Source organism: Klebsiella sp. MBT K-1, assembly GCF_002556465.1.
Taxonomy (GTDB): Bacteria; Pseudomonadota; Gammaproteobacteria; order Enterobacterales; family Enterobacteriaceae; genus Klebsiella; species Klebsiella grimontii.
The window spans coordinates 22,051-34,801 of sequence record NZ_PDEL01000024.1; the positions used below are offsets into that span (position 1 = coordinate 22,051).

Annotated in this window: 11 protein-coding genes; 7 read left to right on the forward strand and 4 right to left on the reverse strand. The window is 58.4% G+C overall.

The features are described 5' to 3' along the window. The first annotated feature begins 14 nt into the window (after positions 1 to 14). From fhuC to fhuB, 3 genes are read left to right on the forward strand one after another with little or no spacing between them, the layout of a single operon-like run. Complete coding sequence (fhuC, locus tag CMQ96_RS26215) at positions 15 to 812, forward strand: Fe3+-hydroxamate ABC transporter ATP-binding protein FhuC (RefSeq protein WP_024360353.1); 798 nt, start codon at positions 15 to 17, stop codon at positions 810 to 812. Next, positions 812 to 1,702: a Fe(3+)-hydroxamate ABC transporter substrate-binding protein FhuD gene (gene fhuD, locus CMQ96_RS26220; RefSeq protein WP_024360354.1), complete on the forward strand. Its 891-nt coding sequence runs from the start codon at positions 812 to 814 to the stop codon at positions 1,700 to 1,702. The genes fhuC and fhuD overlap by 1 nt, the downstream gene beginning before the upstream one ends. After that, positions 1,699 to 3,681, forward strand: a complete 1,983-nt coding sequence (gene fhuB, locus CMQ96_RS26225; RefSeq protein ID WP_049085788.1) for a Fe(3+)-hydroxamate ABC transporter permease FhuB — start codon at positions 1,699 to 1,701, stop codon at positions 3,679 to 3,681. Before fhuD ends, fhuB begins: the two co-directional genes overlap by 4 nt. 118 nt (positions 3,682 to 3,799) lie before the next feature. On the opposite strand, the gene hemL is transcribed toward fhuB, so the two are convergent. Next, positions 3,800 to 5,080: a glutamate-1-semialdehyde 2,1-aminomutase gene (hemL, locus tag CMQ96_RS26230; RefSeq protein ID WP_004129093.1), complete on the reverse strand. Its 1,281-nt coding sequence runs from the start codon at positions 5,078 to 5,080 to the stop codon at positions 3,800 to 3,802. A 180-nt stretch (positions 5,081 to 5,260) separates the two neighbouring features. On the opposite strand from hemL, the gene clcA reads away from it, so the two are divergent. Both clcA and erpA read left to right on the forward strand, forming a co-directional pair. Then, positions 5,261 to 6,679, forward strand: a complete 1,419-nt coding sequence (gene clcA / locus CMQ96_RS26235; RefSeq protein WP_098067563.1) for a H(+)/Cl(-) exchange transporter ClcA — start codon at positions 5,261 to 5,263, stop codon at positions 6,677 to 6,679. An 81-nt stretch (positions 6,680 to 6,760) separates the two neighbouring features. Then, positions 6,761 to 7,105: an iron-sulfur cluster insertion protein ErpA gene (erpA, locus tag CMQ96_RS26240; protein WP_004098733.1), complete on the forward strand. Its 345-nt coding sequence runs from the start codon at positions 6,761 to 6,763 to the stop codon at positions 7,103 to 7,105. 86 nt (positions 7,106 to 7,191) lie between these two features. On the opposite strand, the gene CMQ96_RS26245 is transcribed toward erpA, so the two are convergent. The 3 genes from CMQ96_RS26245 to mtnN all read right to left on the reverse strand — a co-directional run bounded on the left by CMQ96_RS26245 (position 7,192) and on the right by mtnN (position 9,487). Continuing rightward, positions 7,192 to 7,815 carry a TRIC cation channel family protein gene (locus CMQ96_RS26245; protein WP_004129095.1) on the reverse strand — a complete coding sequence of 208 codons (624 nt, stop codon included), beginning with the start codon at positions 7,813 to 7,815 and terminating at the stop codon, positions 7,192 to 7,194. 180 nt (positions 7,816 to 7,995) lie between these two features. Next, positions 7,996 to 8,796: a vitamin B12 ABC transporter substrate-binding protein BtuF gene (gene btuF, locus CMQ96_RS26250; protein WP_004872042.1), complete on the reverse strand. Its 801-nt coding sequence runs from the start codon at positions 8,794 to 8,796 to the stop codon at positions 7,996 to 7,998. Beyond that, on the reverse strand, positions 8,789 to 9,487 hold the full coding sequence (gene mtnN / locus CMQ96_RS26255) for a 5'-methylthioadenosine/S-adenosylhomocysteine nucleosidase (RefSeq protein ID WP_024360357.1): 699 nt from the start codon (positions 9,485 to 9,487) through the stop codon (positions 8,789 to 8,791). Before mtnN ends, btuF begins: the two co-directional genes overlap by 8 nt. 84 nt (positions 9,488 to 9,571) lie before the next feature. On the opposite strand from mtnN, the gene dgt reads away from it, so the two are divergent. Further along, positions 9,572 to 11,086 carry a dGTPase gene (dgt, locus tag CMQ96_RS26260; protein ID WP_098067560.1) on the forward strand — a complete coding sequence of 505 codons (1,515 nt, stop codon included), beginning with the start codon at positions 9,572 to 9,574 and terminating at the stop codon, positions 11,084 to 11,086. A gap of 134 nt (positions 11,087 to 11,220) precedes the next feature. After that, positions 11,221 to 12,660 (forward strand): serine endoprotease DegP, encoded by a 1,440-nt coding sequence (gene degP, locus CMQ96_RS26265; RefSeq protein ID WP_004098740.1) that lies wholly within the window; start codon positions 11,221 to 11,223, stop codon positions 12,658 to 12,660. Positions 12,661 to 12,751 lie beyond the last annotated feature (91 nt).

Genomic DNA, 12,751 nt, shown 5'->3' on the forward strand with positions numbered 1-12,751 from the left:
GACCAGGTTCCGTTATGCAGGAAAACATTCCGCACTCCGATACGACGTTTTCACTGGACCGCGTGACCTTCCGCGTGCCCGGCCGAACGCTGCTGCATCCTCTGTCGTTAACTTTCCCGGCGGGAAAAGTCACCGGCCTGATTGGCCATAACGGCTCCGGCAAATCAACGCTGCTGAAAATGCTTGGCCGCCATCAGCCGCCGTCGGATGGGGATATTTTGCTCGACGGCCAGCCGCTCGACAGCTGGGGCAGCAAAGCGTTTGCCCGCAAAGTCGCCTATTTGCCGCAACAGTTGCCACCGGCGGAAGGCATGACGGTGCGTGAGCTGGTGGCGATCGGCCGCTACCCGTGGCACGGGGCGCTGGGGCGTTTTGGCGCGGCGGATCGGGAGAAAGTGGAAGAGGCGATTGCGCTGGTCGGGCTAAAACCGCTGGCCCAGCGGCTGGTGGACAGCCTCTCCGGCGGTGAACGCCAGCGCGCGTGGATTGCCATGCTGGTGGCCCAGGATAGCCGCTGCCTGCTGCTTGATGAACCGACCTCGGCGCTGGATATCGCCCACCAGGTGGATGTGCTGGCGCTGGTTCATCGCCTCAGCCAGCAGCGCGGGCTGACGGTGATCGCCGTCCTGCATGATATCAATATGGCGGCGCGCTACTGCGACTATCTGGTTGCGCTGCGCGGCGGTGAGATGATCGCTCAGGGAACGCCCGCGGCGCTGATGCGCAGCGAAACCCTGGAACAAATTTACGGCATCCCGATGGGGATCCTGCCGCATCCGGCTGGCGCAGCGCCAGTAAGTTTTGTCTATTGATGGAAAACCTCACATTCATCACGCGGCGGCGCCTGCTGACCGCGATGGCGCTGTCGCCGCTGCTATGGCAGATGCGCGGCGCGCGGGCGGCGGAAGTGGATCCGCAGCGTATTGTCGCGCTCGAATGGCTGCCGGTAGAGCTGCTGCTGGCGCTGGGCGTCACGCCCTACGGCGTTGCCGATATCCCTAACTACAGGCTGTGGGTCAATGAACCGGCGCTGCCTGATTCGGTGATTGACGTTGGGCTGCGCACCGAACCCAATCTGGAGCTGTTGACGCAGATGAAGCCGTCGTTTCTGGTCTGGTCGGCAGGATATGGCCCGTCGGCGGAAAAGCTGGCGCGTATTGCGCCCGGACGAGGATTCACCTTCAGCGACGGCAAGCGTCCGCTGATGATGGCTCAGCAGTCGCTTAGCGAAATGGCTGCCCTGATCGGCAGGCAGCAGGAAGCGAAGCGCCATCTGGCGGAATTTGACGCGCTGATGGAGAGCCTGCGTCCGCGCTTTGCCCGTCGCGGCGATCGCCCGCTGCTGATGATTACCCTGCTTGATACCCGCCACGTGCTGGTCTTTGCGCAGAACTGTCTGTTCCAGGAAGTGCTCGACCGCTTTGCCATCAACAATGCCTGGCAGGGCGAGACCACCTTTTGGGGCAGCGTCACCGTCGGTATTGACCGGCTGGCGGCCTACAGAGACGCCGACGTTATCTGCTTCGATCACGGCAATGCGCGGGAGATGGCGCAGCTCACGGCGACGCCGCTGTGGCAAGCGATGCCGTTCGTTCGTGCAGGGCGTTTTCAACGCGTCCCGGCGGTGTGGTTCTATGGCGCGACGCTATCGGCGATGCATTTTGCCCGCGTGTTGGCCGATGCTCAGGGAGGCCCGGCGTGAGATCGCGTATTTCGCCTTTGGCGACATCTCTGCTGTTAACTCTGCTTATCGTCGCTGCTGCGCTGACGCTGTTCAACCTCAACGTGGCGCTGCCGCGAAGCGAGTGGGGACAGGCGCTCTGGCAGCCGAGTATCGATAATATCGCCCAGATGCTGTTCCACTACAGCCTGCTGCCGCGGCTGGCGATATCGCTGCTGGTCGGCGCCGGGCTGGGGCTGGTGGGCGTGCTGTTCCAGCAGGTGCTGCGTAACCCGCTGGCGGAGCCGACGACGCTCGGCGTGGCGACCGGGGCGCAGCTGGGCATGACGGTCACCACGCTATGGGCAATCCCTGGCGTGCTGGCGTCGCAGTTTGCCGCGCTGGCCGGGGCCTGCATTGTCGGCGCGCTGGTGTTTGGCGTGTCGTGGGGCAAACGCCTCTCGCCGGTGACGTTGATTCTGGCAGGCTTGGTGGTGAGTCTCTACTGCGGCGCGCTTAATCAGCTGATGGCGATCTTCCATCATGACCAGCTGCAAAGCATGTTCCTGTGGAGCACCGGCACCCTGACGCAGACCGACTGGAGCGTGGTGCAGCGGCTGTGGCCGCAGCTGCTGGGCGGGGCGATTCTGACCCTGCTGCTGCTGCGTCCGCTGACCCTGATGGGGCTGGACGACGGCGTGGCGCGCAATCTCGGTCTGGCGCTTTCTCTGGCGCGGCTGGGGGCGTTGACTCTGGCGATTATCATCAGCGCCCTGTTGGTGAATGCGGTGGGGATTATTGGTTTTATCGGTTTGTTCGCGCCGCTGCTGGCGAAGATGCTGGGCGCTCGCCGCCTGCTATCGCGCCTGCTGCTGGCGGCCCTGATTGGCGCGCTGCTGCTGTGGCTCTCCGATCAGCTCATCCTGTGGCTGGCCCGGGTGTGGATGGAGGTCTCCACCGGTTCGGTGACCGCGCTGATTGGCGCGCCGCTGCTGCTATGGCTGCTGCCGCGCCTACGCAGCATTAGTGCGCCGGTGATGAACGGTGGCGATAAAGTGCTGGCTGAACGCCAACATGTGCTGTGGTTCGCGCTGGGCGGGCTGGCGATTCTGCTGCTGGCCATCGTCGCGGCGCTGGCTTTCGGCCGCGACGCGCAGGGCTGGCACTGGGCCAGCGGAACGCTACTGGATCAGCTAATGCCCTGGCGCTGGCCGCGCATTCTGGCGGCGCTGTTCGCCGGCGTGATGCTGGCGGTGGCGGGCTGCATTATCCAACGCTTAACCGGTAATCCGATGGCCAGTCCGGAAGTGCTTGGCATCAGCTCGGGCGCGGCGTTTGGCGTGGTGCTGATGCTATTTTTCGTGCCGGGCAACGCCTTTGGCTGGCTGCTGCCCGCCGGTAGCCTCGGCGCGGCGGCGACGCTGCTGGTTATCCTGGCTGCCGCCGGGCGCGGCGGATTTTCGCCGCACCGTATGCTGCTGGCGGGGATGGCGCTGAGTACCGCGTTTACCATGCTGCTGATGATGCTGCAGGCCAGCGGCGATCCGCGAATGGCGCAGATCCTGACGTGGATTTCCGGCTCCACCTACAGCGCGACGCCGGAGCTGGTGGTGCGCAGCGGCGTGGTGATGCTGATCCTGCTGGCGCTGGCCCCGCTCTGCCGCCGCTGGCTGACGATTCTGCCGCTGGGCGGCGAGGCGGCGAGGGCGGTCGGTATGGCGCTGACGCCGTCACGCATTGGGCTACTGCTGCTGGCGGCATGTTTGACCGCGGCCGCAACGCTAACGATTGGCCCCCTCAGCTTTGTGGGATTAATGGCGCCGCATATTGCGCGTATGATGGGATTCCGGCGTACGATGCCGCATATGGCGATCTCCGGCCTGATTGGCGGGGGGCTGCTGGTGTTCGCCGACTGGTGCGGCCGGATGATGCTGTTCCCGTATCAGATCCCGGCGGGCTTGTTGTCGACGTTTATCGGCGCGCCGTACTTTATCTATCTGTTAAGAAAACAGAGCCGGTAGCTTTTCCGCATCGCGATGCCCGCCGGGCGTCGCGATGTTATAAGCCGCTTATTGATTTTCAAAGAGTGCAGCACCTCGGAGAGGCATTGCCGGGGCTGAGCAGCCCCGGCAATCAGAGTTACAGCTTCGCGAAGGCGTTACGCGCGGCGGCAACGGTGTTGTCGATATCTTCTTCGCTGTGGGCGATGGACATAAAGCCCGCTTCAAACGCCGACGGCGCCAGATAGACGCCCTCTTCCAGCATCAGGTGGAAGAAGCGTTTGAAACGCTCTACGTCGCATTTGACCACGTCCTGGTAGCAGGTCACGGTTGGCGCGTCGGTAAAGAAAATGCCGAACATGCCGCCAACGTTATTCACCACCAGCGGGATACCGGCATCGCGAGCGGCGTCCAGCAGACCCTGGGCCAGCTGGTTGGTCAGTTCGGTTAGCGTCTCGTGCACGCCGGGCTGCGCCACTTCGCTTAAGCAGGCGAAACCTGCCGCCATCGCAATGGGGTTGCCGGAGAGGGTGCCTGCTTGATAAACCGGGCCGGTCGGCGCGAGGGCATCCATCACTTCACGACGACCGCCGAATGCGCCTACCGGCATACCGCCGCCGATGATTTTGCCAAGGCAGGTTAGATCCGGCACCACGCCGTAGTAATCCTGCGCGCCGGCCAGCGCCACGCGGAAGCCGGTCATCACTTCATCGATAATCAGCAGCGCGCCGAACTCGTCGCACAGCGCGCGCAGGCCCGGCAGAAACTCCGGCAGCGGCGGGATACAGTTCATATTACCGGCCACCGGCTCAACGATGATGCAGGCGATATCCTGCGGATACTGTTCGAACGCGGCGCGAACCGATGACAGATCGTTATAGGTGCAGGTCAGCGTGTGTTTGGCGAAGTCCGCCGGCACGCCCGGCGAGTTCGGTTGGCCGAGCGTCAGCGCGCCTGAGCCGGCCTTCACCAGCAGGCAGTCGGCGTGGCCGTGGTAGCAGCCTTCGAACTTAATGATTTTGTCACGGCCGGTGAAGCCGCGGGCCAGGCGAATGGCGCTCATGGTCGCTTCGGTACCGGAGTTCACCATGCGAACCATATCCATGGTCGGGACCAGTTCGGTAACCAGCGCCGCCATTTTGACTTCCATCTCCGTCGGCGCGCCAAAGCTTAAACCGCGTTCGGCGGCTTCAATGACCGCGTTGCGGATGGCCGGGTGGTTGTGACCCAGCACCATCGGGCCCCAGGAACCGACATAATCGATATACGCTTTACCATCAACGTCGTAAAGGTAAGCGCCGTCTGCGCGCTCGATAAACAGCGGCGTACCGCCGACGCCGGTGAAGGCACGTACCGGAGAGTTCACGCCGCCGGGAATAAGTTCACGCGCAGCGTTATACAGATTTTCAGATTTGCTCATTGCCTGGGTCCTGGTTCGTGAAAAATGTTTTGTCGACTATTCTAAGTTATTCCAGGAAGGTTATGAAAGTTTTGCCCAATTGAAACAATGAGGTCGCGGCGCATTTTTTTGACGACGGCGCTTGTCCGGTTGGCTAGAATGCCCTTCTTTCTATTTGTATTACTCATCATTGATAATGGCATGAAAGCAGAAAATCCCTCTTCTTCAGCACATCAGTTCGTACGCGTTCGCCGCAGCGATGCCGTGCGTCGGTTGATTCAGCGTGATAAGACGCCGCTGGCGGTGTTATTAATGGCCGCCGTTGTCGGAACGCTGGCGGGGTTGGTCGGCGTCGCGTTTGAGAAAAGCGTCAACTGGGTGCAGAACCTGCGTATTGGCGCGCTGGTAGAGGTGGCTGACCACTGGTTTCTGGTGTGGCCGCTGGCCTTTATACTCTCCGCTTTGCTGGCAATGGTGGGCTATTTCCTCGTGCGGTGTTTTGCGCCGGAAGCGGGCGGCTCCGGGATCCCGGAAATTGAAGGCGCGCTGGAAGAGCTGCGTCCCGTCCGCTGGTGGCGCGTGCTGCCGGTGAAGTTTATCGGCGGCATGGGTACGCTGGGCGCGGGAATGGTGCTGGGACGCGAAGGGCCGATGGTCCAGCTTGGGGGCAACCTTGGGCGTATGGTGGTGGACGTGTTCCGCATGCGTAGCCCGGAAGCGCGCCATACGCTTCTGGCGACCGGCGCCGCGGCGGGGCTCTCCGCCGCCTTTAACGCGCCGCTCGCCGGGATTCTGTTTATTATTGAAGAGATGCGCCCGCAGTTTCGCTACAACCTGATCTCCATTAAAGCCGTATTTACCGGCGTGATTATGGCCACCATTGTTTTCCGTATCTTCAACGGCGATAAAGCGGTTATCGAGGTTGGTAAGCTCAGCAATGCGCCGGTCAACACCCTGTGGTTGTATTTGATCCTCGGGATGATTTTTGGCTGCATTGGCCCACTGTTTAATACGCTGGTGCTGCGTACCCAGGACATGTTCCAGCGGATCCACGGCGGTAATATCAAAAAGTGGGTGCTGATTGGCGGCCTGATCGGCGGCAGCTGCGGCGTACTGGGGCTGATTCAGCCAACGGCGTCCGGCGGCGGGTTTAACCTGATCCCTATCGCCGCGGCGGGCAATTTTTCCGTTGGCCTGCTACTGTTTATTTTTATCGCGCGGGTGATCACCACGCTGCTCTGCTTCTCTTCCGGCGCGCCCGGCGGTATCTTTGCGCCGATGCTGGCGCTGGGGACGCTGCTGGGGACGGCATTTGGTATGGCGGCGACCCCGCTGTTTCCGGCGTATCATCTGGATGCAGGAACCTTTGCCATCGCCGGTATGGGCGCGCTGCTCGCCGCCTCGGTTCGCGCGCCGTTGACCGGCATCGTTCTGGTGCTGGAGATGACCGATAACTATCAGCTCATTTTGCCAATGATTATTACCTGTCTCGGCGCAACACTATTGGCACAATTCCTCGGCGGTAAGCCTTTATACTCGACAATCCTGCAGCGCACCCTGGCAAAACAAAAGGCGGAGCAGGAAGCCAGGGCGCAGCCGGTCGGCGGGGAGAATACTTGAACGATTTACTCGGGTATTGGATAATGGCTCAAAAGGTCGGGTTATTCTTTAACCGGTCAGAAGTATCAATGGGAGCATAAAATGAGTGATGACGTAGCGTTGCCGCTGGAGTTTACCGAAGCCGCAGCGATTAAAGTAAAAGACCTGATTGCTGATGAAGACAATCCCAACCTGAAACTGCGCGTATATATCACCGGCGGTGGCTGCAGCGGTTTCCAGTACGGTTTTACCTTCGACGATCAGGTTAACGAAGGCGATATGACTATTGAGAAGCAGGGCGTCGGCCTGGTGGTTGACCCAATGAGCCTGCAGTATCTGGTCGGCGGCGCCGTCGATTATACCGAAGGTCTGGAAGGTTCGCGTTTTATCGTGACCAACCCGAATGCGAAAAGCACCTGCGGCTGCGGCTCCTCGTTCAGCGTTTAAAGATAGCACGGCCCCCCCAGCCTCTCCCACAGAGAGAGGGAGCCAACGCGAAAAACGGTAACGTTAAGGTTACCGTTTTGCTTTTATTACCGCCCATTCTCATCAAGCGCAAAAGTTGGCAGCTTCAGGTGCCAGCGGATTGCCGCCAGCCTGATGACCAGCGTGACCACCATACCTATCATCGCCGCGTTTTCTAACGGAACCTGAAAAGTGTAGTACGCCGTCGCATGCACGATGCCGCCAACGATGCAGGCCGTGGCGTAGATTTCCGTACGCAGTATCATCGGGATTTCGCGCGCCAGCACATCGCGGATGATCCCCCCGCCGACGCCGGTGACGACGCCCATACAGACGGCCACCAGCGGCCCGCTATGGGCAATAAAGGCTTTGTTGACGCCGATACCGACAAACACCGCCAGACCAACGGCGTCCAGCACCGGCAGTACCCATTTGGGTAACCGGCGCGGCTGGCGCACCAGCAGGATAGTGAACATGCTGGTGACCATCGCCACCACCAGATCGGTAGGATCTTTAACCCAAAATACCGGGCCGTTAGCAAGGGCCATATCGCGAATAGTCCCGCCGCCCACCGCAGTTACCACGCCTAATACCAGCACGCCGAAAGGGTCCATGCGCAGCTTTCCAGCCAGCAGGACGCCGGAGATGGCAAACACGGCGGTGCCAATAATATCCAGCCAATAGACAAGCATCGTCAGTTCCCACTTATAGTCTATCCCATCAGGCTATTTCATTTGCCAGTTTGGCCCTGGTCAGCGCTTACGAACCTCACGTACTGCGTGTACGCAGCGGTTGTTCCGCGCTGTCCTCCAGACTGGCTGCAACAATTGCGCCTGGTGGGATAGGTTCTGAGCACCTGGGTTAGCAGGTGGTTATTTTATCTGCTCGAGCGCAGTACAGAGTTGTTTTGCGGCGAGGATAATACGTGGGCTCGCGCGTTCAAACCAGTCGCCATGTAGCGCAATAAACGAAATTTTTAGCTGATTCTGCCAATAGCGCTCAACGGCGGGAAGTTGACTGGCGTCGCCGGCGATGACAATGGCCTGAGGCTGCCTTGCCAGTACCTGTTCACGGCTCACCTGCGGCCAGGGAACCCGGCTGGCGGCAAAAATGTTTTCTCCACCGCACAGGGTCAGAACCTGATCCTGAATCGATCCTTTGCTGGTGGTAAAGAGCGGGCTGGCGCCGAACTGTAAAAAAACGCGTTTTTTCGGCCCGCTCGCATAGCGGGCTTTTAAGGTCTGGTACTCGTCCTGCATTTTCTGCGCCGCTTGCCGCGCCTTTTCCGGCTGCGGGCTCCACTGCGCCAGCTGGCGAAGCGTTGCGATAATGTCTTCAATGGTCGACGTTTCGACCCAGATGACTTTTATCCCGAGCGAGCTAAGCTGATTCACCTGACGTTCAGCGTTGCCGCCGCGCCACGCCAGCACCATGTCGGGCTTGAGGGCGACGATACGTTCCAGATTCATTCCTTGCCAGCTGGAAACCTGCTCTATTTTTGCGGCTTCAGGGGGATAATCGGAGTAGCTGCTGACGCCAACCGGCGTAATACCGGCGGCAAACGCCAGTTCAGTATTGGCGGGAGAGAGCGTAATCACCCGCGGCGCGGCGAAAAGCCACGCCGGGGCGAGCAGCATCAGGACGGCAAGCGCCGCGTTGAGCGACTTAGCCACGGGCCAGGTGCTGCACCAGGTTTTCCACCATCAGGGTGGATTGCTTCGCGGCAACGGCGAGAAACTCGTCGAAGCTCAGGTGCGACTGCTGGTCGGCAACATCAGAGATCGCGCGAACGACAACAAACGGTACGCCATAGTTGTGGCAGACGTGCGCGATGGCGGTGGCTTCCATTTCTACCGCAACGGCCTGGGGGAAGTTGTGGCGGATTTTTGCGAGGCCAATAGAACCGTTGATGAAGGCGTCGCCGCTGACGATCAGTCCGCGTACCGCATTCAGGTTCAGCGCCTTGATGCAGGTCTCCGCGGCGGCAATCAGCTTATCATCGGCTTTGAAACCGGCAGGGCAGCCCGGCAGTTGGCCATACTCATAGCCAAACGCGGTGACGTCCGCGTCGTGATAGCGCGTTTCGTCGGAGACGACGATATCGCCGACTTTCAGGGTTGATGCCAGACCGCCCGCGGAACCGGTGTTAATAATCACATCCGGCTTGCAGTGCTCCATCAGCAGGGTCGCACCCATGGCGGCGGCCACTTTGCCAATACCCGATTTCAACAGAGCGACGTCAATACCCTGAAGCTGGCCGGTGTAGATTTCGCTGCCGCCGATAGTGAGGGTCTGGCGGTTGTCGATTTTGTCGCGCAGAAGGGTAACTTCTTCTTCCATTGCGCCAATAATGCCGATTTTCATAGATTTACTCGCGATATGTGGGTTTTAGCGGCATAGTCTATCATGCGCTTAGAAGGAAACGTTATTGCTCGCTCGGGGGAGATCATGGCTAAGATCGATTTTCGCAACAAGATTAACTGGCGTCGCCGCTATCGTTCACCGCAGGGCGTTGAGACGGAGCGTGAAATCCTGCGAATTTTCGAAAGCGATCGCGGGCGCATCATCAACTCTCCGGCGATCCGCCGGTTGCAGCAGAAAACCCAGGTTTTCCCGCTGGAGCGCAACGCCGCGGTGCGAACCCGTCTGACCCACTCCCTGGAGGTTCAACAGGTTGGCCGCTATATCGCTAAAGAAGTGCTGAGCCGCCTGAAAGAACAGAAGCTGCTGGAGAGCTACGGGCTGGATGAGCTCACCGGGCCGTTCGAAAGCATCGTTGAAATGGCCTGCCTGATGCACGATATCGGCAATCCGCCTTTTGGCCATTTTGGCGAGGCGGCCATTAACGATTGGTTCAGCCAGCGGCTTTTCCCCGGCGATGCGGCCAGCCAGCCATTAACTGACGATCGCTGCGTGGTCGCGGCGTTGCGCCTGCAGGAAGGCGATAGCCAGCTGAACGAGCTCCGACGCAAGGTTCGCCAGGATTTATGCTGGTTTGAAGGCAATGCCCAAGGCATTCGCTTAGTGCACACGCTGATGCGAATGAATCTGACCTGGGCGCAGGTGGGCTGTATTCTAAAATATACGCGTCCGGCATGGTGGCGCGGGGAACCGCCAGCCAGCCACAATTATTTAATGAAAAAACCTGGTTATTATTTAGCCGAAGAGGGCTATATTGCGAGGTTACGTAAAGAACTGGATCTGGCCCCTTACAATCGCTTCCCATTAACGTGGATTATGGAAGCTGCGGATGACATCTCATATTGCGTCGCCGATCTTGAAGATGCGGTAGAAAAACGCATCTTCAGCGTAGAGCAGCTTTATCAGCATCTCTATGAAGCCTGGGGCGTTCACGAAAAAGGCTCTTTGTTTAATCAAGTTGTCGAAAACGCCTGGGAGAAATCGCGTGCGAATTCTCTTAGCCGGAGTACCGAAGATCAGTTTTTTATGTATTTACGGGTGAATACGCTCAATAAACTGGTACCCTACGCGGCGCGGCGGTTTATTGATAATCTGCCGAAGATTTTTAGCGGTGATTTTAATCATGCTCTGCTTGAGGACGACAGCGATTGCAGCCAACTGCTTGAGCTTTATAAAAATGTTGCGGTAAAACATGTATTTAGTCATCCTGATGTCGAGCAGCTGGAGCTGCAGGGCTATCGCGTTATCAGCGGTTTGTTGGATATCTACCAGCCGCTGCTAAAATTATCGCTGGATGAATTTAGTCTGCTGGTGGAAAAAGAGCGGGTGCGCAGTTTACCGATTGCATCGCGTCTCTTTCAGAAACTTTCAACCCGCCATCGGTTAGCTTACATAGAGGCCGTAAATAAGATTTCGCGCAATAATCCGGAATTTCCGGTGCTGGAATATTATTATCGCTGTCGTCTCATTCAGGACTATATCAGCGGAATGACCGACTTGTATGCATGGGATGAATATCGACGATTGATGGCCGTAGAATAAGGGTGAGTTTTGTAAAGACGGACAATAAATTTTTACTTTTACCAAAACTTCATTCCGGAACTTCGCGCTATAAAATGACTCTGATAGTCACCAACACAGCAACTATTCGTTATCTGAAATCGAGATTGAAACATATGAAAAAAACCACGTTAGCAATGAGTGCCCTGGCTCTGAGTTTAGGTCTGGCGTTGTCCCCTCTCTCTGCGAGCGCGGCGGAAACAGCTTCTTCGGCGACTAATGCGCAGCAAATGCCAAGCCTGGCCCCGATGCTGGAAAAAGTGATGCCGTCGGTCGTGAGCATTAACGTTGAGGGGAGCACCACCGTTAATACGCCGCGGATGCCGCGTAACTTCCAGCAGTTCTTTGGCGATAATTCGCCGTTCTGTCAGGATGGTTCTCCGTTCCAAAGCTCTCCGTTCTGTCAGGGCGGCGGGCAGGGCGGCGCGCCGGGTAGCGATGGCGGCCAGCAGCAGAAATTTATGGCCCTCGGTTCCGGGGTGATCATCGATGCCGCTAAAGGCTATGTCGTCACCAACAACCACGTAGTGGATAACGCCACCACGATCAAAGTTCAGCTGAGCGATGGACGTAAGTTCGACGCGAAAGTGGTCGGTAAAGACCCGCGTTCTGATATTGCGCTGATTCAGATTCAGGATCCGAAAAACCTGAGCGCGATTAAGCTGGCGGACTCTGACGCTCTGCGCGTTGGTGATTACACCGTAGCGATCGGTAACCCGTTTGGCCTGGGCGAAACCGTCACCTCGGGGATCGTCTCCGCATTAGGTCGTAGCGGCCTGAACGTTGAAAATTATGAAAACTTTATCCAGACCGATGCGGCGATTAACCGCGGTAACTCCGGCGGCGCGCTGGTTAACCTCAACGGCGAGCTGATCGGTATCAACACCGCGATTCTGGCGCCGGACGGCGGTAACATTGGTATCGGCTTCGCGATTCCGAGCAACATGGTGAAAAACCTGACCGATCAGATGGTCAAATTTGGCCAGGTTAAACGCGGTGAGCTGGGTATCATGGGGACCGAGCTGAACTCCGAACTGGCGAAAGCGATGAAAGTCGACGCTCAGCGCGGCGCTTTCGTCAGCCAGGTGATGCCGAACTCGGCGGCCGCTAAGGCGGGCATTAAGGCCGGCGACGTGATTACGACTCTGAACGGTAAGTCGATCAGCAGCTTTGCCGCGCTGCGTGCCCAGGTGGGCACCATGCCGATCGGCAGCAAAGTCGAGCTTGGCCTGCTGCGTGACGGTAAGCCGGTGACGGTGACCGTTGAGCTGCAGCAAAGCAATCAGAATCAGGTTGATTCAAGCACTATCTTCAACGGTATTGAAGGTGCTGAAATGAGCAACAAAGGCCAGGACAAAGGCGTTGTGGTGAGCAATGTGAAAGCGGGAACGCCGGCGGCGCAGATTGGCCTGAAGAAAGGCGATATTATCGTTGGCGCTAACCAACAGCCGGTGAAAAATATCGCCGACCTGCGCAAAATCTTTGATGCCAAACCGTCGGTTCTGGCCCTCAATATCCAGCGCGGCGATACGTCGATTTATCTGCTGATGCAGTAATTCTTGACGGTTCGCAAAGCCCCTTTTCTCCTTGTGGAGGGAAGGGGCTTTTTTATTGCTGCTGGACCTTTCCTTTTTCGTTCTGTGACAT

Bases quoted from the DNA above. Each gene is read 5' to 3' on its own strand.
- fhuC (WP_024360353.1), top strand. From the start codon at position 15: ATGCAGGAAAACATTCCGCACTCCGATACGACGTTTTCACTGGACCGC.
- fhuD (WP_024360354.1), top strand. From the start codon at position 812: ATGGAAAACCTCACATTCATCACGCGGCGGCGCCTGCTGACCGCGATG.
- hemL (WP_004129093.1), bottom strand. From the start codon at position 5,080: ATGAGCAAATCTGAAAATCTGTATAACGCTGCGCGTGAACTTATTCCC.
- erpA (WP_004098733.1), top strand. From the start codon at position 6,761: ATGAGTGATGACGTAGCGTTGCCGCTGGAGTTTACCGAAGCCGCAGCG.
- degP (WP_004098740.1), top strand. From the start codon at position 11,221: ATGAAAAAAACCACGTTAGCAATGAGTGCCCTGGCTCTGAGTTTAGGT.
- CMQ96_RS26245 (WP_004129095.1), bottom strand. From the start codon at position 7,815: ATGCTTGTCTATTGGCTGGATATTATTGGCACCGCCGTGTTTGCCATC.
- clcA (WP_098067563.1), top strand. From the start codon at position 5,261: ATGAAAGCAGAAAATCCCTCTTCTTCAGCACATCAGTTCGTACGCGTT.
- dgt (WP_098067560.1), top strand. From the start codon at position 9,572: ATGGCTAAGATCGATTTTCGCAACAAGATTAACTGGCGTCGCCGCTAT.
- mtnN (WP_024360357.1), bottom strand. From the start codon at position 9,487: ATGAAAATCGGCATTATTGGCGCAATGGAAGAAGAAGTTACCCTTCTG.